Here is a 24,557-nt window from a genome sequence, read left to right as displayed (position 1 = left end):
TTCACTTCCTGCGTTGATTAAGTATTCATGGATTGGCGCAGCCGGGCCGGCGCCTTGCGCGCGACCAGGCCGTCGTACAGCGCCATATAGGCGCGCAGCATGGCGGCCATGCTGTATTTGTCTTCGATGCGTTCGCGCGCGGCGGCGCCGTGGCGCGCCCTCATGGCCGGGTCCTGCGCGTAGCGCGCCAGCGCCTCGGCCAGGGCATCCACGTCGACCGGCACCAGCAAGCCCTGCACGCCATCGGTGACCACTTCGGGGATGCCGCCGACGTTCGAGCATACCGACGGCAGGCCGCAGGCCATCGCCTCGAGCAGCGAGACCGGCGTGCCCTCGGCCAGCGAGGGCAGGGCGAAGACGTCGAAGCCGTGAAGCAGTTCGGCCACGTCGGCGCGCGCGCCGGGCAGCCATACCGCGTCCTGCAGGCGGGCTTCTGCCACCTGCTCGCGGATCGCGCCGAGCAACGGACCGTCGCCGACGATGGTGAGCTTCAGGCGCGCGCGCAGGGCGGGCAGGCGTTCACGCAGCAGGGCGAAGGCGGCCACCAGGCCGCGGTGGTTCTTGACGTCCTGCACCCGCGCCACGGCGCCGATCACGATGTCGTCCGGGCCCCATGGCGCGGCGCCGCCCGCGTCCGCGCGCGGCTTGAAGCGCTCGGTGTCGACCCCGTTCTTGATCAGGTGGTTCTTCGCGGCCGGGATGCCGACCACGTCGGCCAGCCAGCGCTGCAGGTCGTCGGACACCGGGATATAGCGGTCGATGAACGGCGCCAGGCGGCGGCGCAGGAAGTTGTGCTTCCTGTTCAGGCCCTGCGGGTCGGCCGCGTCGCGGCCATGCTCGGCGTGGATGCGCACCGGCACCCCGGCTACCGCCGCGGTGAAGCAGAACTCCATCGCCGCCAGGTTATAGGTATGCAGGATCGCCGGGCGCAGGCGCCGCATCAGCTGCCAGAAGTCGCGGTGCACCTTCACGCCGTTGCCGGGCGGCTTGTTCAGGGCGTACAGCTCGACCCCGGGCTGGGTGATGCGCTGGGCGAACTCCGTATAGCGCGTCAGGCACACCACCGCATGCCGGTATTTTTCCGGCGGCAGGCGGTTGATGCAGTCGACCAGCAGCGTTTCCAGTCCGCCCACGTCGAGCGAATAGACCAGGTGCACGACCAGGGGCCGCTGGGCAGTCAGGACGGACAGTTCGCTATGCATCGTCGTGACCGTCAATGGGTGCGCGCATGGTCCAGCGCGCGCTCGACCGCCTGGCCCTGGCCCGCCAGGAAGGCGCGCAGGGCGGCGCGCGCTGCTTCCGGATTGTCGCGCACCGGCGCCGACAGCAGCACCACGGCGCCGTCGTCGCCGCGGAAGCGCAGCTTGGCCTGGGCCTGCAACAGCTTGCCGACGTAGTTGTTGGCCGTCAGGTGGCCGTCGATCGACATCCACTGCCACACCAGGATCTGGCCGCCCGGGCCGTTCAGGCGCGTCTCGCGCAGGGACAGCGGCTGGCCATCCAGGGTTTCGCTGCGCATCGCGCCGCCGACGGCGTGCCAGGCGTCGTCCGAGGTGGCCAGCGTGTTGACGGAGCTGATCAGGGCCTTGCCGTTGCGCTGGTTGCGGTAATACATGATGTCGAGCGCGACCGGCGGCATGGTTTCGCTGTTGCGGAAGGTGGCGCGGTAGGTCGCGTCCGGGTTGATCCAGCGCGGGGTCCAGTCGGCGAACGGCGCCACCTGTGGCCAGCTCACCGCCACCGTGGACAGCTGGACCGGCTGAGGATTGAGGTTGGCGGCGTCGTTGTAGCGCGCGAAGCCCGGCCACAGGGCGGTGAGCGCCACCACGGCGGCGCACATCGCCGCCATGCGGGCGGTCGAGGCCGGCGCCGGGTTGCCCGGCATGGCGGCGGCCGGCGTGGCCCCGGCAGCGACCGGGATCTCGTCGTCATCGCGCCAGAAGCTGCCGACCCAGAACATCAGCAGCATGACCAGGCCGAAGAACACCCAGCCATAGATCAGGTGATCGACGCCGGTGGCCAGCTCCATGCCCGACAGGTGGCCGATCATCACGATCATGTAGGCGCGCAGGCCGTTGGCGATGATCGGCACCACGATCGATACCGCCACGAACAGCAGGCGCTTGGACAGCGTGCGGTAGGTCAGGTAGGCGTACAGGCAGCCCAGGGTGAACGAGGAAATCAGGTAGCGCACGCCGCTGCAGGCTTCGACCACCGACCAGGATCCGGTCGGCAGCTCGAAGCGGGTGCCGTTGCGCAGCACCGGGATGCCGGTGGCCTGCACCGCCCATACGGTGAAGTCGGCGGTGAGGTTGATCAGCGGGCCGACGAAGACTTCGCCGAAGGGCACGGCCAGCAGCAGGAACAGGAGCGGAAAGGCGAGTGCCCCGGCCAGGCGCGGCCCCAGCATGGCCAGCGCGATCACCGGGAACATCGACACGAAGGCGTACTGCATCACCACCTGCACCTCGCCCATGCGCGCCAGCAGCCAGCCGGCGCCCAGCATCGCCAGCAGCAGCAGGGCCGGGGCCCAGGGCCGCGCCGGGATCGCATTGAAGACGGCGCGCCGGCGCCAGATCAGCCACAGGCTGATCGGCAGGATGGCGTAGCCGTGGGCGAAGGTCTCGGAACTGTTCCAGATCGCCACCAGCGACCCGGCGGTGCCGAGGTAGAGGAAGAAGGGCGCCAGCAGCGCGAGCGCGATCAGCATCGCGCTCGAGGGCGCCAGCGGCGCGGTGGCGGCGCCCGGTGCGGCGGCGGCCAGGTCCTTGGGTGGGTTCACGAGCATTCCAGTCGCTCCTCGATGCAGGCCAGGTTGCTCGGCCAGCTGTAATGATGTTCGACCCGCGCGCGTGCGGCGCGGCCCATGTCACGGTTGCTGTTCGCCAGCAGGGCCCCGAGGGCCGCGATCCAGGCCGGGGCGCCGTCGGCCACCGCCAGCTCCTGGTCCGGCACCGCATCGATGCCTTCCAGCGCCTGCGGCGAGACCACGGTCGGCGTGCCCATGGCCATCGCCTCGAGCACCTTGTTCTGGATGCCGCGCGCGATGCGCAGCGGCGCCACCGCCAGCGTGGCGTGGCGGATGTATGGCCGCACGTCGGGCACGGTGCCGGTCACGGTCACGCCCGCGCGCTGGCCCAGGGCCTGGACCTGCGGGTTCGGGCGCGAGCCGACGATGTAGAAGCGCAGCGCCGGGTCTTGCGCGGCCAGGGTCGGGAATACTTCGTCGCAGAACCATTGCACGGCGTCGACGTTGGGCCAGTAATCCATGGCGCCGGTAAACACCAGCGTCTTTTCACCGGCCGCATAGGGGCTGGCCAGCTCGTGCTCGGGCGAGAAGTAGTCGGTGTCCACCCCGTTGCTGAAGTGGCCGATGCGCGCCACGCTCTCGGGCGCCAGCTGGCGGAACAGGTCGGCCTCGGGCTTGGAGACGAACAGCGAAGCGTCGTACTGGCTGGCCACCTGGCGCTCGTAGCGCAGCAGCTGGCGCGCCTCGTGGCGGTACAGCCAGCTCATGGGCCAGGACTTCTTGTCGGCGTACTGGCGCCATTTGTCCGAGTCGACGTCGCAAAAGTCGATCACGCGGCGCGCGTCGCGATGGTGGTCGACGTATTGCGCCATCGGCGACGAGAACACCATCACGCGCTTGATGCCGTGCGCGGCCACGGTCTGCTCGACCCAGCGCGCCATGCCCGCATCCTGGTAGTAGTCCAGCGACAGCGAGCGGTTCCTGACCAGCGCGCCCAGGCTGCGCACGCGCGCCAGCAGGGGATTCAGGGCCGCGAAATGGCTGCTGGCGCACATCGCCTCGACGGTGGGCACGTGCTGCCAGTCGTCGGCGTCGTCGACGAAGGTGGCCAGGTGCACCCGGTAGTCGCGCGCCAGGTGCTTGAGCAGGTTGTACGAGCGGATCTTGTCGCCCTTGTTGGGCGGGTAGGGGATGCGGTGGATCAGCAGCAGCAGGTCTTGCACGGCATTACCCCAGGTTGCGCACGATGTAGGGACCGAGGAAGTTCGCTACCGGCAGCGGCAGCTTCTTCCACATCTTGATGAACAACTGGTATTTCGGGTTCAGCGGATTGTTGTCCGGCAGCGCGGTCGATGCGTACAGCTTGTATTCATACGGCAGCGGTTCGGCCACGAAGCCCCAGTTCTTCTTGAAGTCGTAGGCGCCGGTGCCCAGCTTGCTGCGGCCGAAGTCGAAGATGCGGCAACCGCGCGCGGCGGCCGCCTGCATCAGGTTCCAGTACATGAAGTCGTTGCCGGCCACGCTGCGCGCCAGGTCGGTGCCGCCGCCGTAGTAGGGCACCACTTCGTCGCGCCAGTAGAACGACAGCACCGAGCCGACCAGGCGATCGTCTTCGGTAAGGATGGTGCGCACTTCGCACTCGTCGCCGAAGGTTTTCTGCAGCAGGGCGAAGTATTTTTTCGGGAACACCGGGGTGCCCAGGCGCAGCACGCTGGTGGCATAGGCCTCGAACATGCGATCGACGTTGTCCTCGACCACGCCCTTGAGGCCCAGCTTGATCCCCTTGCGCACCATCGCGCGCTGCTTGCGCGGGATGGCGTTCATATTGGCCTCGTCGTCGCCCGTGATCTCCTTGCGGAAGGTGACGTACAGTTCCTTGGTATGCCAGGAGGCGTCGCCCGGATGGGCGCGGTGCATGCCGCGGTACTCCAGGTGGCCCACGCCCAGCTTCCTGGCCAGCTGGTCGGCCGCTTCGTCGAGCAGCAGGCGCGCGCCGTCGTTGACCGCGGCCACGCCGCCGTACACGCAGAACGGCATCGCGCCCAGCGAGTGGCCGAACAGGCGGCTCTTGATCTCGGCCAGCGGCAGCACGCCCTGGATCTGTCCGTCCTGTTCCACGTAGTAGAACCAGGTCTTGATGCCGAACGACTGCTCGATGACTTTCTGCCAGCCCGACAGGTGGAAGAAGGTGGCGTTGGGGCAGGCGCGCACGAAAGCGTCCCAGCGGGCGGCATCCTGCGGCTGCATCAGGTGCAGGGTCTGGGCGCCGGCGGCGCTGGCGGGCATGGCGCGCTTGGCCTGCGCCGCTTCGATGATCGAGTTCATGGCTTGTCCAGGAAGATGCGGTCCATGCGGTCCCACTTGAAGTCGCGCGCCAGCTGTTCCAGGCGGCGCTCCATGCGGTCGATGTTGACGTAGTGGCGGAAGCGCGCCTTGGCGCCCAGGCCTTCGGGACGGGGCTGGCCGGGATCGACTTCCCACGGGTGGAAGTAGAACAGGGCCGGTTCGCCGTCTTCGCGGTTGACCTTTTCCATCATCCAGCGCGACAGCGCGTAGGGCAGCAGGCGGAAGTAGCCGCCGCCGCCGGCCGGCAAGTTGCGGCCCGCCAGCTTGACCGTGGTGATCGGCACTTCCAGCAGCCCGTCCGGGCCGTTCGGGTAGAAGGCGAAGCGCGGCGCGTCCGGCATGCCGTAGTGGTCGTGGGCGATCGGGTAGATGCTCGAGCTGTACTTGTAGCCGGCGTCGTGCAGCGCGTCCAGCGCCCACAGGTTGGCGTGGCCGATCGAGAAGCTCGGCGCGCGGTAGCCCACCACGGCCTGGCCTCCGATGTCTTCCAGCAGCGCCTTGCTCGACCGGATGTCGTTGTCGAATTCGGCCCGGCTCTGGTCCGAGGCGCGCAGGTGGCCGTAGCCGTGGCTGGCCAGTTCGTGGCCGGCGGCGACGATGCGGCGCACCATGGCCGGATAGCGCTCGGCGATCCAGCCCAGGGTGAAGAAGGTCGCGCGCACGCCATGGCGCTCGTACAGCGCCAGGATGCGTTCCATATTGGCCTCGACCCGGCATTCGCGGGTCGGCCAGCTGGCGCGGTCGATATAGGGAGCGAAGGCCGAGACCTGGAAGTAATCCTCGACGTCGCAGGTCATCGCATTGCGAATCTTCTCGCCTGGCGCTGGGCGCGGCCGGGCTGCGGGAGCGGTCATTTTCATTGCCGTATTCCTGAGTGTTATTCCTGGTTGTCCACGTGGCGCTGGGCAGCGCCGGGTGGGGTGGCGGCGATCTTCTTGAGGATCGACAGCACCGACACGATCGATTTTTCGAGTCGCATCATGCGTTCGTCGAGCTGCTCGACGCTGGCGCTGCGCCGCTCTCCATGCTGCAGGTCGTGCTGGCCTGCGGCCGCGCGCATGGAGGCCGGATCGGGCTCGCCCATGTCGTCCGGCGCCTGGAATTCGTCCGAGATGTCGCGCACCACTTCGCTGATATGGGATTCGGTGAAGGCGTGCAGCTCTTCCAGGTAGCCCATCAGCAGCACGCGGTCCATCAGCGTATTGGTCTTGCGCGGGATACCGCCGCTGTAGGCGTAGATCGCGGCATGGGCGGCGTCGTCGAACGACGGATCGCCGTTCCAGCCGACCGTGGCCAGGCGGTGCTCGACGTAGGCGCGGGTTTCCTGGGCGTCCATCGGCCCCAGGTGGTAGCTGGCGATCACGCGCTGGCGCAGCTGCTGCATGGTGGGGCTGTGCAGGGTGGCGCGGAATTCCGGCTGGCCGAGCAGGAAGGTCTGCAGCAGCGAGCGGTCGTCGGTCTGGAAGTTGGACAGCATGCGCAGTTCTTCGACCGTGCGCGCGTTCAGGTTCTGGGCTTCGTCGATCACGAGCAGGGCGCGCTTGCCCTGGCGGTCGACCGAGCGCAAGAACTGTTCCAGGCGATTGAGCAGCTCGGCCTTGCTGGCGCCTTCGTATGGCAGGCCGAAGGCGGAGACCACCATGCGCAGCGTGTCTTCCGGATCGAGGCTGGTGTTGACGATGTGCGCCGCGACGATCTGGTCGAGCGGGATGCGGCCCAGCAGGTTGCGCACCAGCGTGGTCTTGCCGGCGCCGACTTCGCCCGTGATGACGATGAAGCCCTCGCCCTGCGACAGGCCGTAATCGAGGTAGGCCATGGCGCGTTTGTGGCCCTTGGATCCGAAGAAGAAATGCGGGTCCGGGCGGAGCTGGAAAGGCTTGGCCGACAGGCCGTAATAGGATTCGTACATCGTGGTTCCCTGGGGTCTGTTGCGCTTAAAACGTCTTGAACAGGCTGGCCGAAATGGCGTTCTCGGTGTAGGTGCCGGCATTGAAGCGGTCGCCGCTGCGACGACGCAGGTCGACCGATCCGATGGTCTCGCCGAAACGGCGCGACACGCCGAGCTGGAACACGCGCTGGGTGCTCTTGTAGCCGCGGTCGCGCGACTCGCTTTCGTTGATGTCGTAGCGCGCGGTCAGGTTGGAACGCGAGTTCAGCCGGTAAGTGTAGTTCGCTTCGACGCCATGCTGGCGCACGTTGTCGCTGTAGCGGCCTTGCTGGCTGCCCAGCAGCGGGCTGTCGCTTTGCTGGTCCGAGATCGCGTTGCGGTCGCTGGCATGGGCCGACAGCACCGCGCTGCTGCGGCCCTTGCGGTACACCATCGATGCCTGCAGCCGCTTCTGGCGCATGAAGCGGTTGCTCAGGTAGTTGATGCTGTCGGACAGCGACGGCGGCAGGCCGGTCTGGTCGATATAGGCCTGCACCACCTGGGCGCGCTGCACCGGATCGGGATAGGCGGTGGCGAACATGCGGTCGAGCAGGCCCGCGGTGTCGATCGTCGACGGCAGCGTGAACTGCTGGCGCGAGGTCGTGATGACGTCGTTGTAGCTCACGTTCCAACTGGTGTGGCGGCTGCGGTGCATGGCCATCAGGGTGCCGGTATTGCCGTAGAAGTGGCGGCCGGCGGTGGCCTGCAGGCTGGTGCGCGAGGACGGCGTCCAGGCAAAGCCCACCGACCAGTTGGCGCCTTGCTCGCCGCCGCCCAGTCCTTCGAACTCGTAGCGGTCGTAGCCGGCGTTGGCCAGCAGCGAGAAGCGGCCGTTGACCATGTAGCGCAGGTTGGTGGCCAGCATTTCGCTCGAGGAGTCGCCATAGCGCCCGCCGTTCAGGTCCTGCTTGGTATAGGTGACGCCCCAGCCGAGGGTGCGGAAGGCGGGGCCGTTCACCAGCGACGCCAGCAGGGTGTTGCCGCCGGTGCGGCGAAAGCCGATATTGTCGCCGCCGCCGACCGAGTCGCGCGTGAAGCGCAGCTGGCCCGCTGCGGTGCTGCCAAAATTCTTCAGCAGGTAAGGGCTGATGCTCCAGGTGTCGATGTCGGTGCGGTTGGCGTTCGAGTACTGGTCGTTGGTGATGCGCGGACCGAAGGCCGAGATGTTCTGCTGGCCGCGCGCAGCGGTGGCGTCGAGGAACAGCAGGTCTTGCGCCAGTTCGCCGCGCAGGTTGGCGCGGTAGCTGCGCCGCACGCTCGACACGCCGCCGTTCTCGCCGTCGCCGAAGGAACCGTCGCGGTTGCGCTTGTCGCTGTCGTGCAGGTAGGCGAACGTATGCAGCTGGGCGCTGGCGTTCACGGTCAGGCGCCGGGTCTGGTTGCTGAGCTTGAAGCCGGGCGAGATCTGCGTGATCAGGTCGCTGTGCGCCAGCTCATCTTCCGTCAGGTTGACGTTATCGGTCCAGGTTTCGGCGACCCGCAGGGTCGGGGTCACGCGCCAGTCGGCGTGGGCCGGCAGGGCGGCCAGCAGCAGCACCGCCGCCGCCAGTGGAGTCAGCGCCGCCGGCGCGCGGCCGCGCGCGGAGCGCGCTGGCGACATGGCGCAAGCAGGCTGCTTAGCCGTAATGATAGTCATACGTTTCTTCGATGCCGGGGATGTCCCTGGTCTTGTTATAGACGAGATTGACGTTGCTCATGCCTTCCAGCTGCTGCAGCGATTCCTTGACCGCATGCTGGGTGGTGGTCTGGGCTTCCACCACCACCACGATCTGGCCCATGTGGCTGGCCAGCACGCGCGCCTCGGTGGTCAGCATCAGCGGCGGCGAGTCGAAGATGATGACGCGGTCCGGATAGCGGTTGGCCAGCTCGGTCAGCATGGCGGCCATCGTCGAGCTGGCCAGCAGCTCGGTGGCGGCGTTGGAGGCGGCGCCGGCCGGCAGCAGGGCCAGGGTGTCGACGTTGGTGCGCAGGATCACGTCCGGCAGTTCGAGCGAATCGTCGACCAGGATGTCCATCAGGCCGCGCTGGGCCGGCAGGCCGAGCGTGCGCAGGACCGACGGACGCGCCACGTCGGCGTCGACCAGCAGCACGGTGTGGTCGAGCTCCATGGCGATGCTCATCGCCAGGTTGATCGCACAATAGGTCTTGCCTTCGCCGGGCAGCGAGCTGGTGATCATGATCAGGTTGGCCGGGTTGTCCTTCGGACCGCGCTCGGCAAAGGCGCGCTTGAGCAACGGGCGCTTGATGATGCGGAATTCTTCCAGCAGGTTGGTGCGGCCGCCGGCGGCGGTGACCATGCCCAGCTCGCGCATGCGCGAGAGGTCGAGTTCGACGCGGCGGGTGCGCGCCGGGGCGGACGCGTTGCCCGCGGCCAGGTCCGGCGTCGGGGCCGGCTCGGCCGGCACGTCGACCAGCACGGCGGCCGGCGCGTCGACCAGCGGCGGCTCGACCGGCACGATGGTGGCGGCAGGGTTGGCGGGGGCGGCGTTCTGGCGCTGCTGGTCGATGCGGCGGGCGGCTTTTTCGATAATGCTCACATTTACTCCTTATTGGCCAACCGGCCTTACATCGCGGGGCGGACCAGGATGGCGGCGACGCCGGCACCATAGGCGCCGAACAACAGCAACACCGAAGCGGCCAGGGCGACCAGGCGGCGCTTGCGCAGCACGGTCTGCTCGGCGGTCCAGTTCATGCTCACCGAACCCAGTACCGGCAGGCCGGTGGCTTCGCGCAGGGAGGCCTGGCTGAGGAAGGTCGGGCGCAGTTGGCTCAGCAGCAGGGCGCCGGCAAGGCCGGCGGCGAGGGCGCCGACGAACACCAGCGAGAACAGCTGCAGGCGGTTCGGACCGGTCGGCACGGCCGGCGCGATCGGCGGATCGATCACGCGGAAGGTCAGCATGTCGGTGGCCGAGGACACCTCGCCCGACAGCTTGGCCGATTCGCGCCGCTCGACCAGGCGCTGGTAGTTCTGGCGGTTGACTTCGTAATCGCGGTTGAGCTGGGCCAGCTGGGCTTCGACCTCCGGCACCAGTTCGCTCTGGCCACGCAGGCGCGCCACGCGGTCGCTGTATTCGTTGACGCGCGCCCGCAGCGAAGCGACGCGCGCCTCGGCATCGGACAGCTGCACGGTCAGCTGCTGCAGCATGGGGCTGAAGCTGGCGCCCGGGTCCGAGCTCGGCACGGGATTCTTGGCGGCATCGGCGCGGCGCTCCATCAGCTGCTCGAGCAGGCGGCGGTTGGCGACGATGTCGGGGTGCTGTTCGGTGTACTGGGTGCGCAGGCTGTCCAGGTTCTTGTTGACGGCGGCGATGCGCTCGTCCAGCGCCGGGTCGCGCAGCACCGGGACGCTGGCGCCACCCCTGGTGTCGCCCGACATCCTGCTGCGGATCGCATTGCGCGCCTGTTCGGCCTCGGCCAGGTCGAGCTGCGCCTGGTTCAGGGCTTCGGTGGCCGACATCAGGCGTGCGCCATAGTCGGCGCCGGCGCGCGGCAGCATGCCGATGTTCTTGATCTTGAATTCCTTGAGCGAGTTCTCGGCCGCGGCCAGGCGTTCTTCATAGCTGCGGATCTGCTCGTCGATGAACTGGACCGCCTTTTCGGAGTCCTGCTTCTTGCCGGCGAAGCTGCCCTCCACGAAGATCGTCAGGAAGGCCTGCACCACGTCCTTGCTCTCGCGTGCGCTGGTGCCGGTGTAGCTGATGGTATAGATGTTCTCGCGGCCGGTGCCTGCCATCTTGAGCTTCTCGATCATATTGTCGACCATCTGGTCGAACTCCTTGGGAGTGCGCGTGCGGGCGTCGAGGTCGAGTTCGCGCGCCACGCGTTCGACGTTCGGGCGGCTCATCAGGGTACGGCGCATGAACTGCACCTGCTGGTTCAGGTTCGGCAGGGTGGTCATGCCCGACAGCAGCGGCTTGAGAATGGTCTGGGTGTCGACGTAGACGCGCGCCGATGCCTCGTACTGGTTGGGAAGCGAATACACCACCCCCCAGCCGGCCAGCGCCACCACCCAGGTGATGACGACTGCATGCCAGCGGTACTTGCCGATGGCCTTGAGGAGGTGAAGTATCTGGGTTGTAATTTCAGCCATCGTGTCGATCTCGTCGGTCAGGGCCTGGGCTGCAGGCTCAACAAATAAACAATGTGCATGATCGCTTGTACCCTAATCAATTGCAATTGAGGGTTAAGAGATGCAGCGATTCGTGGTCACCGATGCCATCGGTTTGCAACACATGTTCCGCACTGCAATAAGAAGATGTTAAACAAATTGCATCATGGCGGTTGTTGCATTATCGCAAACAACTGAAGAATTCGCATGTTGTATTTCGCGAAGCGAATCCACCTCGCTGCCAGGGTTCGGTTCGTTGACCTCAGGCCGCGCGGTTCTTCAAATAGTTGCTGAAATTCAAAGAAGCTTATTGTAATGTTTAAAAATGGAAAGGGGCCGTACGATTGCCTCAGCCCTGTTACAACTACCTCAAGATTGTGAAGGTTCGATGACGCGACGATTGTTTTCAATACGAGTGGCTGCCGGCGCGCTGCTATGGTGGGCGGGAGCCGGTCTGCAAGCGGCGACGCTGCCGCAGACGGTGGCGGCGGTCAAGCCGTCGATCGTGGGCGTCGGCACCCAGTTGCAGACGCGCAGCCCGGCGATCGTGTTCAGCGGCACCGGTTTCGTGGTCGGCGACGGTCTGAGCGTGATCACCAATGCCCACGTGGTGCCGGACAAGCTCGATGCGGCCCGCATGGAGCAGCTCGGCGTGGTGCTGCCAGACGGCGCCGGGGTGCGCTTCCGCCAGGCCCAACTGGTGGCCCTGGATCGCGAGCACGACCTGGCGCACCTGCGCCTGGACGGCGCGCCGCTGCCGGCCCTGCGCCTGGGTGACGCGGACCGGGCGGCCGAGGGGCAGGACCTGGCCTTCACCGGCTTCCCGCTCGGCATGGTGCTGGGCCTGCACCCGGCCACCCACCGCGCGCTGCTGGCCGCGATCACGCCGGTGATGCAGCCTTCGTTCAATGCGCGTCGCCTCGATGCGCGCGCCGTGGCGCGGCTGCAGCGCACGCCGTTCAGCATCTACCAGCTCGACGGCACCGCCTATCCGGGCAACAGCGGCTCGCCGTTGTACGACCCCGCGACGGGGCAGGTGGTGGGCGTGATCAATATGGTGTTCGTGAAAGGCTTGAAGGAATCGGCCATCTCGACCCCCAGCGGCATCACCTATGCCATTCCGGTGCGCCACGTGCAGGAACTGCTGAGCCGCTAGCATCAGCGGATGGCGCGCTGGCGTAAGGCAGCAACATGCAAGTATTTCAATTGTGCATGGCTTGTCGCCGGGTCGGTCTGCGCTACAATAGCGCAGGCCGTGATGGCGAAATTACAATTTTTGATTCACGTCGAACACTATTCCACCAGGGATGGCCGGTAGGCGCGAAGGGGATGAACGCGATGATGACGAAGACCATGAAGAACCTTTTGGCAACTGGCGCCGCCGCTTGCATGCTGCTGCTGGGCGGCTGTTCCACTCCGGTACCGCCCAGCACCGCCGCGCTGGCGCCGATCAACCCAGACTACCTGATCGGGCCGGGCGATGCCGTCAACATAATTGTCTGGCGCAATCCCGAAGTGTCGATGTCGGTCCCGGTGCGGCCGGATGGCAAGATCACGACCCCGCTGGTCGAAGACCTGCCGGCAGCCGGCAAGACCTCGACCCAGCTCGCGCGCGACATCGAGCAGGCCCTGGCCCAGTTCATCCAGCAGCCGGTGGTCACCGTGGTCGTGACCAACTTCGTCGGCAACTTCAACGAACAGATCCGTGTGATCGGCCAGGCGGCGCGCCCGCAGGCGCTGCCGTATCGCCGCGAGATGTCGCTGATGGACGTGCTGATCGCGGTGGGCGGCGTCACCGAGTTCGCCTCGGGTAACAAGGCCAGCATCGTGCGCACCGTCGAGGGCAAGCAGGAAAAAATCAATGTGCGTCTCGACGACCTGATCAAGGATGGCGATATCTCGGCCAATGTCATGATGCGCCCGGGCGACATTCTGGTCATCCCCGAGAGCTTCTTCTAAGCCGTTCATCCTGCCCGACCGGCCCACGCGCCGGTCGCCCCGCGCCGGTCGCCCCGCGGCGTTCGCCACGGCGGCACCTTGCCGCAGCTTTCCCTTCTGCAACCGGCACGACCAGTGCAGCCGGTCACTTTCCCCACGATATCTTGTCCCCGCGCGCCGCAGTGCCTGCCGAAGCTGCTATCGTCCATATGCGGCGACATTCAGAATGTCAAAGAAATAAATACTCCTAGTTAATACAATTGATATTTTGTAATTTATAATGCTATGATGATCAGGAACGCCGCCGGCACACGACGTGCCGGGCTGCCTGGAGAATGACCATGATCGAGACATTAGCGCCGGCCGCCTTCTGCGCCGGTCCGGGTGGCGACGAGGTTGCCGCTTCCGACGGACCCAGCATCATCGACGTCGCCATCAACGAGCGCGTATTCGGTATACGCGCGGCCGACATCGACTCCCAGCGCAATTCCGCCAGTATGCTCATCAGTAAGATGTACTCCTGGCGCGGCTACAGCGGCAATCACCAGGTGCACAGCGACCCCAACCGGATCACGCTGACCGCGTCCGACCGCGGCCAGGTGTTCGGCACCCTGAGCCTGGGCCTGGATTCCGAGATCGGCCTGCTGGCCGACCAGGTGTTCAAGGATTGCATCGATGCGCGCCGCGGCGCCGGGCGGGTATGCGAGATCACCAAGCTGGCGGTCGACCCGGCGGTCAAGTCCAAGGCGGTGCTGGCCTCGTTATTCCACGTGGCCCTGATCTATGCGCGCGACCTGAATGATTGCAGGGACATCTTCATCGAAGTCAATCCGCGCCATCGGCGCTTCTACGAAGCCATGCTCGGCTTCCAGACCGTGTGCGAGTCGCGCCCCAATCCGCGGGTGCAGGCGCCGGCGGTCCTGTTGCGCGTCGACACCGCATTCGGCACCGAACAGGTGGCCAAGTGGGGCGGCATGCAGGACAAGGCGGTGGGCGAACGCTCGCTGTTCCCGTGGTTCTTCTCGCCACGCGAGGAGGCGGGCATCGTCAACCGCCTGCGCCAGCTGGGCTGAGCCAAATCGATCCACGCTTGCCTGCGGTTCATTAACGCCCTATATTTCCCGCTTTACTTCAATCCAATGAGGACGCTCCATGACGACAGGCAAGACCAGGGATGAAATCGCCGAAGCCTATTCATCCGAACCGTGGTGGTACGACCTGCGTGGCTTCTTCATTCTGACCTTTGCCTACAACAGCACCATCGGCACGCAGATGCGCTTCTTCGGGCCCAACTTCGGACCCGACCACCTGGAGGTGGCGTGCGGCACCGGCACCCTGCTCGAAATGGTCCTGAACTGGCGCCGCCGCCGCAAGCTGCCGCCGGTCAAAGTGACCGGCATCGACTATGCCCCATCGATGCTGGCCGGCGCCAAGCGCCGCTTCGCCGGCAATCCGCTGGTCGAGGTGCAGCATGCCGATGCGGCCCAGCTGCCGTTCGCCGACAACCGCTTCGATACCGCCAATATAGCCAACTCGATCCACTGCTTCCCGACCGTCGACGGCGCGCTGCGCGACATCCTGCGCGTGCTCAAGCCGGGCGGGACCCTGGCCGCCAACGTGCTGCTGTATCCGTCAGGCTTCGCCCCACTGCGCTGGGCGGCGCAGAAGATCAATGACTGGGGCATCCGCAAGGGCATCCTGTACAGCCCCTTCCATATCGAGGAGCTGCGCGCCAAAGTGCTGGCCGCCGGCTATGATATCGCCAGCGAATTTAAGTCCGGAAACACCTGGAATGTAGTGTTGCGGAAACCCCTGTAGGACGGCGCCCACAGCGGCGCGAGATTTTTTAAACACAGGTGTCGGGATCTTTTACAGTGTTGTAATTTCTTCTACGAAATAGTCATCTAAGTGACTGATTTTAAAGGAAGTGAGTTAGCTGGCACGATGGTTGCTTAGATAGAGGGTGTTAGTACCAAACCCTACAACCAGGAGATCCAAGATGAAAGCAGTATCGAAGACCATTATCGCTTGCGCAATCGCTGCAACCTCGATGTTCGGCGCCGCCGCCCAGGCCGCCAACTTCAATCCGTTCACCGTGGAATACGATGGTCGTGAATTCACCGCTGACAAGATCACCGGCAACTACAACGAAATCGCTACCTTCAACACCGACGGCACCTTCAACGTGTCGCTGGTGTGGAACGCCGGCCAGTTCGTCGGCAACGGCGGCACGACGCCGGTCACCCGTACCGGCCTGAACAACGACTACGGCCTGTACGCGCTGTACACCGCCTCGGGCACCTATGGCGTCGAGAACGGCACCAACGTGTTCCGTTTCAACGATGGCAGCGGCCGTCTGGCGATGTACCTGGACGCCAACCTGGATTCGACCTTCACCATGCCAGGCAGCGGCGCTACGCCAGTTAGCGTGGGCAACAGCGGCGACGACGTGCTGCTGGCCGAAGGCGATCCACTGTCGGGCTTCGGCGTGCTGGACCCAACCCTGCCGACCTGCGGCCCAAGCGGCATCAACTGCGGCAGCTTCGGTGCGAGCTCGACCTTCGCTCTGGTCGGTTTCGGCAAGGAATTCTTCACCTCGCCAAACCCGTTCTACAACCTGTCGTTCCAGTCGGGTCAGCTGAACAACTTCAACCCGACCGGCACCCAGGAAATCAACGGTTCGCTGGACGTGGTCTTCGCCAACACCGCCGAAGTGCCTGAGCCGGCATCGGTCGGCCTGCTGGGCCTGGGCATGCTGGGCCTGTACGCTGCCCGCCGCCGCAACAAGAAAGCTGCCTGATAACCACGGGCCTGCCTGGCAGGCCTGACGTCAGCAGCGTGAAAAAAGCCACTGCCGGAGCGATCCGGCAGTGGCTTTTGACTTGGCGCCGTACCCATTCGATGCTGTTGCGGATCCGGAGGCCAGCACAGCAGTTCAATGCTCATCCACATCGAACGGGTACAGCGCCTTTGACTCTGGTAAGCCGCCCGGAAGCGGCAGGCGCTCAGCGCACGGCTGCCGCCATGCGCGCGAACTGGCGGCGCCCGATCGCCAGCATCAGCCGCTGGATCGGATGGCGGTTGCCGCCCGGCCGCCAGGTGCGCTTGAGCTTGTTGCGGTAGGCGTCGAACTGCATGCCCCAGGGCGCAGCCAGCACGTCTCCGCGGCCGAGCAGGATCTTGAGCGCTTCGGTGGCGCATACGCCGGCGCACAGCTGGCAGGCCATGAAGGTCGACGGCCCGCGGCGTTCAGCCAGGTTGACCGAGCCCGGCACCATCAGATAGGGACGGTGCAGGCCGGCCGGCGCCAGGCCGACCACGAAGCGGATCGCCTTTTCCTGCTCCGGCAGGTCGCCCCAGCCGAAATACTCCTCGAAGGTCATCTTGCCCGGCATGAAGTTGAGCAAGGCCGTTCCCATGCCCAGCGGCGCACCGGTGGTGGCCGGAATACCGAGCCGGGCGCAGGCGGCGAACGTCTGCTGGCGCGCGTCGAAGGCGAAGAAATCGAGGGCGTCCACGTACAGGTCGGCTCCCGCCAGGAAGGCGTCGAGATTGCCCTCGTGGACGCCGTCCGGGAAGATCTCGATCTCGATCTCGGGGTTGATGTCGCGCGCCATGCGCGCCAGCACCTCGGCCTTCGGCTGGCCGACGGTCGACATCATGGCCCCGACCTGGCGATTGAAGTTGGCGATGTCGAAGGTGTCGAAATCGGCGATGCGGAAACGGCCCACGCCGAGCCTGGCGAGGGTCAGCAGGTGCACGCCGCCGACGCCGCCGCCGCCGGCGATGGCCACGCACTTGCCGCGCAGCTGTTGTTGCTCGGCGGGGGTGACCCACCCGATATTGCGTGAAAATGCCTGTTCGTAGTTGAACGGTTTAGTCATTGATGGTTCGGGACAGAAGTGAAACGGCGACCGGCCGGGGATGCGGCGCGGGCGTCATGCCGGGTGCGACTCATCCATGCGCAGCAGGCGATTGATAATGCCACGCTCTTCGCGTGGTGAAAAGAAATATGGATAGAAAGAACGTTCTTCCGTTTCGCCATCGGCGGCCCAGGTGCCGCCGAAGTGCGCGATCTGCTCGGTGACGTATTGCAGGTTCACGCGCAACAGGTAAGCCGGCGCGTCGACCCGTGGGTTGGTCTTGAGCTCGCCTTCCTTGCGAAAGCCCAGCATGCGCTCGTAGAAGCGGCGGTGGCGCGGATTGACCTCGATCACGATGTCGGTGCAACCATGCATGTCGCGCGCGTAGATCACGGCCAGGTGGAACACATTGGCCAGCGCGGTCTTGGAGCGCACCGAAGGGTCGAAGGCGAATTTGGTGAATTCGCACAGCTTGGCGCCGCGCCGACGGTGGGCATCGAGTTCGTCCTTGAAGATTTCGTCGGCCATCAGGCCGACCTCGGAATCGATGCCGATGCTGAGCGTGCCGACCACGTCGCCCTTGTCGGTGGCGGTCAGGGTGATGCGGTTGGGGTCGCTGCTTGGCTGGTGATTTCCGGCGTAGCCTCGCCAGGCATACATCCTGTTGATCAGCATACTGGCCGTGTTACGACCATCCGAAGTATCGGTAAGCCGGATTCCGTACGAATCGTCGTCCACGATAAACATCCTCATTTAGGAGAACGTTATCTTATCGCGACATTAATAAATCCAGCGTTCGATAGGATGAGGCCGCTCATCCTGGCCCTGCCTTTGCCGACGGGGCCGATGGCGCGTCGGCAGGGCCGCCGCGGAGCCCGGCCCGGCCCCGCGGCGAACGCCCTCTTACAAGGTCTTGAGCAGTGCGCGCGCCTCGTCGGCGTGGGCGAACGGCGTGTCCGACGCCAGCAGTTTGTCGAGCTCGCGGCGTGCGCCGGCCTTGTCGCCGCTCTTGTGCAGGGCCTGCGCCAGGTGGTAGCGGATCTCCATCGCGTTCGGCGCCTGGCTGCTGGCTTTCTGCAGCAGCGGCAGGCCGCGCGCGGTGTCGCCCTGCTCCACCAGCACCCAGCCCAGGGTGTCCATCACGCCCGGGCTGTCGCTGGCCAGCTTGTAGGCCTTCTCGGCGGTCGCCAGCGCGCGCGGATCCTTCACCTGCTGGTAGGCCCAGGCCAGGTTGTTCAGCACCAGCGGATGCTCGGGGGCGCGCTTCTGCGCGTTCTCGAGCCTGGCGATGGCACCCTTGTAATCCTTGGCCGACAGGTTGAGCTCGGCCACCAGCAGCGAGACGCGCACGTCGTCCGGCTGGGCGGCGAGCCAGGCCTGTCCGCGCGCCAGCGCTTCCTTGCTCTTGCCGCCGGCCTGCATGGCCTGCATCACCTTGACCGTCAGTTCCGACGAGCGCGCCAGGGCCAGGCCTTTTTCATACGACTGATGGGCCTGGGCAAATTTTTGCTGCGACATCAGCACGTCGCCTTCGATGACGTGACCGACCGGCGCCTTGGGCGCCGCCTTCTGCAGCTCGCGCGCCACCGCCAGCGCCTCGTCCGGACGCTTGCCGCGCAGCGCCAGGTCGACCTGCATCAGGCGCGCCGGCACGAAGTCGGGCTGGAGATCGACCGCGCGCTTGAGGTGGGTGGCGGCCGCCGATTCGTTCTTCAGCGCCAATTGCACTTGCGCCAGGCGCAGCTGGGCGCCGGGCGCCTTCGGCAGCACGTTGACCAGCTTGCTGTAGGTGTCCAGCGCGCCGTTCAGGTCCTTGTTCGCGGCCTGCGACTGGCCGAGCAGTTCGAGCACGCCGGCATCGGTCGGATGGGTGGTCTGGAACTTGCGCGCCAGCGCCAGGGCCTTGGGCGCCTGCCCGGTGGCCAGGTAATGCGCGCCGAGCTTGAGGGCCGGCGCAGTGGCGTTCGGATTGGCGTTGCTGGCCTTCTCGAACCAGCTCGTGGCCTCGGCCTGGTTCTTCTGCAGCATCGCCAGCTCGCCCAGCGCCGTCATGGCCTCGACGCTGTCCTTGTTCTTGTCCAGGAAGGCGGTGAAGCGGGCCTTGGCGGCATCGGGCTTCTTGTCCTGCACGTCCAGGCGCGCCAGGTTGGTCACCGCCGGCAGGAAGGTCGGCTGCAGCGACAGCGCCTTCTCGAAGGCGGTGCGTGCTTCCGCATTCTTGCCCTGCATCATATAGACCGCGCCCTTGAGCTGCTGCACTTGCGCGCTGTCAGGCTGTTGCTTCTCGAGCGCATTGACGGCGGCCAGTGCCTTGTCGTAGCGCTTCATGCCCATCTCGGTCTGCACCAGGGCCATCGTGGCCTGCAGCGATTTCGGGTCGAGCGTGGCGGCCATTTCCAGGTCGCTCAGCGCGCGCGCCTGGTCGCCCTGGGCCAGGCGCGACAGGCCCAGCGAGGTGCGCACGGCGGCCGCCTCCGGCGCCAGGGTGGCCGCCTGCTGCAGGTAGTTGCTGGCCTTGTCGAAGTCGCGCACCTGCATGTACGATTCGCCGGCCAGGGCCAGCAGCTGCGCATCCTGCGGCGCCGCCTTCAGGGCCGGCTCCAGGGTGGCGGCGGCATCGGCCGGCTGGGCATTCTTGAGCTGGGCCTGGGCCAGCAGCTTGCGCGCATAGATGTTGTTCGGATTGGCTTCCAGGTATTTGCGCAGGTGCTGCTCGGCCTGCTGGGTGCCGCCCAGCTGCAGCTCGGAAGCGCCGGCCAGCAGGATGCTCGGATAATGGTTGGGCGCGACCTTGAGGATCTTCGCCAGCGCATCCCTCGCTGCCGAGTGCTTGCCTTGCGAGAATTCATACAGGGCGCGGGTGTACACCACCAGCAGGCTGCCCGGCGAATTCTTTTCCGCCGCCTCGACTTCTTTCTTGGCCGCGTCGAACTTGCCGCGCGCGATCTCGATATAGGCTTTCTCGATGTGGGCGCCACGGTGGTCCGGCTTGAGCGCCAGCGCCTTGTCGTAGGCGGCCAGGGCTTCGTCCTGCTTGTTCATCGAACGCAGCATCGCGCCCTGCATGATGAAGACTTCGGGATTCTTCGGATCCTTGGCCACCGCCTGGTCGACGTAGAGGAGGGCGGCGTCGCGCTCGCCGCGTACGGCGGACAGGCGCGCCAGGCCCATCAGGGCATCGCCGGAATTGGCGTTCGCGGCCAGGGCCGCCTCGTAGGCCTGCTTGGCCTCGTCGGGCTTGCCGCTGCCCAGAAATGCATCGCCGCGCAGCGACAGCAGCGCGGCCGATTTGGCCTTCTCCGGCGTGATCAGCTCCAGCACTTCCTTGAACTTGCCCTGCTGCGCCAGGGTCTGGCCCAGCAGCGGCAAGACCCGCTCCTCGGCGATGCCGAGCGAACGCGCGCGCCCCAGTTCCTTCTCGGCCGACACGTTGTCGCCGGTGGACAGCTGCAGGGTGCCCAGCGCCAGGCGCGCCTCGCCGTCTTCCGGGCTGTTCGCCACGGCGTTCTTGAGCTGGATCAGGGCAGCTTTGATGTCGCCTTTTTGCTGGTACTCGGACGCCTCCGCCAGCAGGGTTTCGGTCGACTGGGTCCGGTTGCAGCCGGCCATGCCGACGGTCAGGAGGGCGCCGGTCAGGATGGCGGCGGTGAGTTTGAGCTTGGTGGGATGGCGCGGCATGTGGAATTCCTCAGGCAGTGGAGACGGTCGTTTCGCCGGGTAGGCGAAATTCTCAACAACAAATCATACCTGAAGGAACCGCGCACCCAGTGTACAAACGGACACAGCTGTTGCAAAACTTATCCGATGCATATTGCATGAGTGTTGAAAAAATTGCTACCCGGGGAAATTATCCCTCACCGCTGCCGTCGAGGCCCGGATCGCGGCGCAGCCGGCCCAGCAGGGCTTCCACGTTCTCGCCCACCGGCAGGCCATGGCGCCGCAACAGCTGCACGTGCAGCACCAGGTTTTCCAGCACCAGCTTGGCTGACACTGCGAGCAAGGTCAGCGTGCGGTCTTCCTCGCTGAAGTTCTCCATCGCCGCCGCCATCTCGCACAGGTGGTCGGCGACGATGGCGCGCATCTCGTCCTCGGGGAAGGGCAGGTCGGCGAAGTCGATCGGGTCTTCCCGTTCGACTTCGCGCATCAGGGCGGCGAGCTGGTCGGGCTGGATCGTCATGGATGGCTCCGTGGTGGGGACGGAACCATTCTATGCGACCTCACATATTGCGGCGGTACTGCCCACCCACCTCGAACAGCGCAGTGGTGATCTGGCCCAGCGAGCACACCCGCACCGCGTCCATCAGGCGCGCGAACACGTTCTCGTTGTCGATCGCGGCCTGGCGCAGGGCGGCCAGCGCGGCCGGCGCCGCACCGGCATTGCGGGCGTGGAAGTCTTCCAGACGCTGCAGCTGCGACTGCTTTTCGTCGTCGGTCGAGCGCGCCAGTTCGATGGTGGCCGGCGCGCCCGCGCCCTTCGGGTTGCGGAAGGTGTTGACGCCGATGATCGGCAGGCTGCCGTCGTGCTTGCGGTGTTCGTACAGCATCGACTCTTCCTGGATCTTGCCACGCTGGTAGCCGGTCTCCATCGCGCCCAGCACGCCGCCGCGCTCGGCGATGCGCTCGAACTCCTGCAGCACCTGTTCTTCAACCAGGTCGGTCAGCTCGTCCATGATGAACGATCCCTGGTTCGGGTTCTCGTTCTTTGCCAGGCCCCATTCGCGGTTGATGATCAGCTGGATCGCCAGTGCCCTGCGCACCGATTCGTCGGTCGGCGTGGTGATCGCCTCGTCGTAGGCGTTCGTGTGCAGCGAATTGCAGTTGTCGTAGATCGCGATCAGCGCCTGCAGGGTGGTACGGATGTCGTTGAAGTCGATCTCCTGCGCGTGCAGCGAGCGGCCCGAGGTCTGGATATGGTACTTGAGCTTCTGGCTGCGATCGTTGGCGCCGTACTTGTCGCGCATGGCCACCGCCCAGATGCGGCGCGCCACGCGGCCGAGCACCGTGTATTCCGGGTCCATGCCGTTCGAGAAAAAGAACGACAGGTTCGGCGCGAAGTCGTCGATGTGCATGCCGCGCGCCAGATAGGCTTCGACGAAGGTGAAGCCGTTCGACAGGGTGAACGCCAGCTGCGAGATCGGGTTGGCTCCCGCTTCGGCGATGTGGTAGCCCGAGATCGACACCGAGTAGAAATTGCGCACGCCGTGGGTCACGAAATATTCCTGGATGTCTCCCATCACCTTGAGCGAGAACTCGGTCGAGAAGATGCAGGTGTTCTGGCCCTGGTCTTCCTTCAGGATGTCGGCCTGCACGGTGCCGCGCACGGCGGTGAGCACCCAGGCGCGGATTTTCTCGGCTTCTTCGCCGCTTGGCTGGCGTCCGTTATTCTCGACGAACTTGTCGATCTGCTGGTCGATGGCGGTATTCATGAACATCGCCAGGATGGTCGGGGCCGGGCCGTTGATGGTCATCGAGACCGAGGTCGACGGGCTGCACAGGTCGAAGCCGTCGTACAGCACCTTCATGTCGTCCAGGGTCGCGATCGACACGCCCGAGTTGCCGACCTTGCCGTAGATGTCGGGACGCAGCGCCGGGTCGGCGCCGTACAGGGTCACCGAATCGAAGGCGGTCGACAGGCGTTTCGCGTCCATGCCGGTCGACACCAGCTTGAAGCGGCGGTTGGTGCGGAAGGCGTCGCCTTCGCCGGCGAACATGCGGGTCGGGTCCTCGCCCTCGCGCTTGAAGGGGAATACCCCGGCAGTGTAGGGGAAGGAGCCCGGCACGTTTTCCAGCATCAGGAAGCGCAGGATTTCGCCATGGTCCTCGAAGCGCGGCAAGGCCACCTTGCGCACCGGGTTGCCGGACAAGGTCGTCGAGATCAGGCGCGTGCGGATTTCCTTGTCGCGAATCTTGACCACGTGCTCTTCGCCGGCGTAGGTCGCCTGCAGCTGCGGCCACGAGGCCACCAGGGCCTTGGCTTCGCCGTCCATGGCGTTGTCGCGCTGCGCGATCACGTCGTCGAAATCGGTGTCCTTGCCGGCCGCGGCCAGCATGCGCTTCGCTTCCTGCAGCTGCTGGCGCTCGCGCGCCAGCGTCACCTGCCTGCCGACGCGGCGGTGGTAGCCGCGCACGGTGTCGGCGATCTCGGCCAGGTAGCGGCTGCGCGCCGGCGGCACGATCACGTTCTTGCCGCTCGAGTAGCGCTGGGCCGGCGCCTGCAGCTGGCCGGTTTCGACCTTCAGGCCCAGTTCCGCCAGCTTCGGCAGCAGGCCGTGATAGAGGGCGGTCACGCCGTCGTCGTTGAAGCGCGAGGCCTGGGTGCCGTAGACCGGCATCTGGTCCGGGCTCATCGACCACAGTTCGCGGTTGCGCTGGTATTGCTTGGCCACGTCGCGCAGCGCGTCGAGCGCGCCCTTGCGGTCGAACTTGTTGATCGCGATGAGGTCGGCGAAATCGAGCATGTCGATCTTCTCGAGCTGCGAGGCGGCGCCGAATTCCGGGGTCATCACGTACATCGAGGTGTCGACGTGCGGCACGATGGCGGCGCCGCCCTGGCCGATGCCCGAGGTCTCGACGATCACCAGGTCGAAGCCGGCGACCTTGCAGGCCGCGATCACGTCCGGCAGGGCCTGCGAGATCTCGGAGCCCGCTTCGCGCGTGGCCAGCGAGCGCATGAACACGCGCTGCTGCCCGTTCCAGGGATTGATCGCATTCATGCGGATGCGGTCGCCCAGCAGGGCGCCGCCCGACTTGCGGCGCGACGGGTCGATCGAGATCACGGCGATGTTCAGGCGGTCGCCCTGGTCGAGGCGGATGCGGCGGATCAGTTCATCGGTCAGCGACGATTTGCCGGCGCCGCCGGTGCCGGTGATGCCCAGGGTCGGCACGCGCAGCGTGTCGGCGGTATCGAGAATCTCCTTGCGCAGGCTCGGATCGACGCGATTGTTCTCCAGCGCGGTGATCAGCTGGGCCAGCGGGCGATGGCGCGCCGCGATCTCGCCTTCGCGCAGCGCCGCGAGCGAGGTCGGGGCGTAGGGAGACAGGTCGACATCGCAGGCTTCGAGCATCGAACGGATCATGCCGACCAGGCCCATGCGCTGGCCGTCTTCCGGGCTGAAGATGCGCGTCACGCCATACGCGTGCAGGTCTTCGATCTCGCTCGGGACGATCACGCCGCCGCCGCCGCCGAACACCTTGATGTGCTCGCCCCCGCGCTGGCGCAGCAGGTCGATCATGTACTTGAAGTATTCGACGTGGCCGCCCTGGTAGCTCGAGATGGCGATGCCCTGCGCGTCCTCGGCCAGCGCCGCGGTCACTACCTCGTCGACCGAGCGGTTGTGGCCGAGGTGGATCACCTCGGCGCCGTTCGACTGCAGGATGCGGCGCATGATGTTGATCGAGGCGTCGTGGCCGTCGAACAGCGAGGCGGCGGTGACGAAACGGACCTTGTTGACCAGGCGCGGCTGTTCGGGCAGGTCGAGCTTTGCCGAGGGAGTGATGTCGTTCATGGGGAGAGGGTCCTTGGGATCGGTGAGGACGGGATGCTGGTAAGTTATATGACGTTAACGTTAACGTCAAGCTCGCGGCGAAGTAATACGGTCGACGTCGATCCATTTCACATTGCGTATC

The 24,557-nt window shown here is 65.9% G+C and carries 19 protein-coding genes; 5 read left to right on the top strand and 14 right to left on the bottom strand.

The window, feature by feature from the left end:
- Positions 1-17 precede the first annotated feature (17 nt).
- Genes DIR46_RS13095 through DIR46_RS13055 form a run of 9 tightly spaced genes read right to left on the bottom strand, consistent with a single transcriptional unit; the run spans position 18 to position 11,112 of the window.
- Entirely contained in the window at positions 18-1,202 is a 1,185-nt protein-coding gene (locus tag DIR46_RS13095; protein ID WP_109345606.1) for a TIGR03088 family PEP-CTERM/XrtA system glycosyltransferase, read from the bottom strand.
- A gap of 11 nt (positions 1,203-1,213) precedes the next feature.
- The gene (gene xrtA, locus DIR46_RS13090) at positions 1,214-2,788 is read right to left on the bottom strand and encodes an exosortase A (protein ID WP_109345605.1); all 1,575 of its coding nucleotides are present in this window, start codon (positions 2,786-2,788) and stop codon (positions 1,214-1,216) included.
- Positions 2,779-3,972, bottom strand: a complete 1,194-nt coding sequence (locus DIR46_RS13085; RefSeq protein WP_109345604.1) for a TIGR03087 family PEP-CTERM/XrtA system glycosyltransferase — start codon at positions 3,970-3,972, stop codon at positions 2,779-2,781. The genes xrtA and DIR46_RS13085 overlap by 10 nt, the downstream gene beginning before the upstream one ends.
- Before the next feature lie 4 nt (positions 3,973-3,976).
- The gene (locus DIR46_RS13080) at positions 3,977-5,074 is read right to left on the bottom strand and encodes a FemAB family XrtA/PEP-CTERM system-associated protein (protein WP_109345603.1); all 1,098 of its coding nucleotides are present in this window, start codon (positions 5,072-5,074) and stop codon (positions 3,977-3,979) included.
- Positions 5,071-5,955, bottom strand: coding sequence for an XrtA system polysaccharide deacetylase (locus DIR46_RS13075; protein WP_109345602.1), 885 nt, complete (start codon positions 5,953-5,955; stop codon positions 5,071-5,073). The genes DIR46_RS13080 and DIR46_RS13075 overlap by 4 nt, the downstream gene beginning before the upstream one ends.
- Positions 5,956-5,972: 17 nt before the next feature.
- The gene (locus DIR46_RS13070) at positions 5,973-7,004 is read right to left on the bottom strand and encodes an XrtA/PEP-CTERM system-associated ATPase (protein WP_109345601.1); all 1,032 of its coding nucleotides are present in this window, start codon (positions 7,002-7,004) and stop codon (positions 5,973-5,975) included.
- A 25-nt stretch (positions 7,005-7,029) separates the two neighbouring features.
- On the bottom strand, positions 7,030-8,658 hold the full coding sequence (locus DIR46_RS13065) for a TIGR03016 family PEP-CTERM system-associated outer membrane protein (RefSeq protein ID WP_229446600.1): 1,629 nt from the start codon (positions 8,656-8,658) through the stop codon (positions 7,030-7,032).
- A complete protein-coding gene (locus tag DIR46_RS13060; RefSeq protein WP_109345599.1) occupies positions 8,639-9,559 on the bottom strand; it encodes an XrtA-associated tyrosine autokinase in 921 nt (306 codons plus the stop codon). Before DIR46_RS13060 ends, DIR46_RS13065 begins: the two co-directional genes overlap by 20 nt.
- A 26-nt stretch (positions 9,560-9,585) precedes the next feature.
- Entirely contained in the window at positions 9,586-11,112 is a 1,527-nt protein-coding gene (locus tag DIR46_RS13055) for an XrtA system polysaccharide chain length determinant (RefSeq protein WP_109345598.1), read from the bottom strand.
- Between the two features lie 406 nt (positions 11,113-11,518).
- Here DIR46_RS13055 and DIR46_RS13050 point away from each other — a divergent pair, with 406 nt between their 5' ends.
- The 5 genes from DIR46_RS13050 to pepA all read left to right on the top strand — a co-directional run bounded on the left by DIR46_RS13050 (position 11,519) and on the right by pepA (position 15,868).
- Positions 11,519-12,286: a S1 family peptidase gene (locus tag DIR46_RS13050; protein WP_109345597.1), complete on the top strand. Its 768-nt coding sequence runs from the start codon at positions 11,519-11,521 to the stop codon at positions 12,284-12,286.
- Positions 12,287-12,483: 197 nt separating this feature from the next.
- Positions 12,484-13,089 (top strand): XrtA/PEP-CTERM system exopolysaccharide export protein, encoded by a 606-nt coding sequence (locus DIR46_RS13045; RefSeq protein ID WP_229446598.1) that lies wholly within the window; start codon positions 12,484-12,486, stop codon positions 13,087-13,089.
- Between the two features lie 320 nt (positions 13,090-13,409).
- Positions 13,410-14,141 carry a GNAT family N-acetyltransferase gene (locus DIR46_RS13040; protein WP_109348018.1) on the top strand — a complete coding sequence of 244 codons (732 nt, stop codon included), beginning with the start codon at positions 13,410-13,412 and terminating at the stop codon, positions 14,139-14,141.
- A gap of 79 nt (positions 14,142-14,220) precedes the next feature.
- Positions 14,221-14,886, top strand: coding sequence for a class I SAM-dependent methyltransferase (locus DIR46_RS13035; protein ID WP_109345595.1), 666 nt, complete (start codon positions 14,221-14,223; stop codon positions 14,884-14,886).
- A gap of 181 nt (positions 14,887-15,067) precedes the next feature.
- Positions 15,068-15,868 carry a flocculation-associated PEP-CTERM protein PepA gene (gene pepA, locus DIR46_RS13030; protein WP_109345594.1) on the top strand — a complete coding sequence of 267 codons (801 nt, stop codon included), beginning with the start codon at positions 15,068-15,070 and terminating at the stop codon, positions 15,866-15,868.
- A 205-nt stretch (positions 15,869-16,073) separates the two neighbouring features.
- Here pepA and DIR46_RS13025 read toward each other — a convergent pair whose 3' ends face one another.
- The 5 genes from DIR46_RS13025 to icmF form a co-directional block, all read right to left on the bottom strand.
- Entirely contained in the window at positions 16,074-16,952 is an 879-nt protein-coding gene (locus tag DIR46_RS13025) for a ThiF family adenylyltransferase (RefSeq protein WP_109345593.1), read from the bottom strand.
- Between the two features lie 54 nt (positions 16,953-17,006).
- The gene (locus DIR46_RS13020) at positions 17,007-17,606 is read right to left on the bottom strand and encodes a GNAT family N-acetyltransferase (RefSeq protein ID WP_229446597.1); all 600 of its coding nucleotides are present in this window, start codon (positions 17,604-17,606) and stop codon (positions 17,007-17,009) included.
- A 228-nt stretch (positions 17,607-17,834) separates the two neighbouring features.
- Positions 17,835-20,609 (bottom strand): XrtA/PEP-CTERM system TPR-repeat protein PrsT, encoded by a 2,775-nt coding sequence (gene prsT, locus DIR46_RS13015; protein WP_109345591.1) that lies wholly within the window; start codon positions 20,607-20,609, stop codon positions 17,835-17,837.
- Positions 20,610-20,778: 169 nt separating this feature from the next.
- Positions 20,779-21,108, bottom strand: coding sequence for a hypothetical protein (locus DIR46_RS13010; protein ID WP_109345590.1), 330 nt, complete (start codon positions 21,106-21,108; stop codon positions 20,779-20,781).
- 40 nt (positions 21,109-21,148) lie between these two features.
- The gene (icmF, locus tag DIR46_RS13005) at positions 21,149-24,436 is read right to left on the bottom strand and encodes a fused isobutyryl-CoA mutase/GTPase IcmF (RefSeq protein ID WP_109345589.1); all 3,288 of its coding nucleotides are present in this window, start codon (positions 24,434-24,436) and stop codon (positions 21,149-21,151) included.
- Between the last annotated feature and the right edge of the window lie 121 nt (positions 24,437-24,557).

Source organism: Massilia oculi (genome assembly GCF_003143515.1).
Taxonomy (GTDB): domain Bacteria; phylum Pseudomonadota; class Gammaproteobacteria; order Burkholderiales; family Burkholderiaceae_D; genus Telluria; species Telluria oculi.
This window is presented reverse-complemented; position numbering and strand designations above follow the sequence as displayed.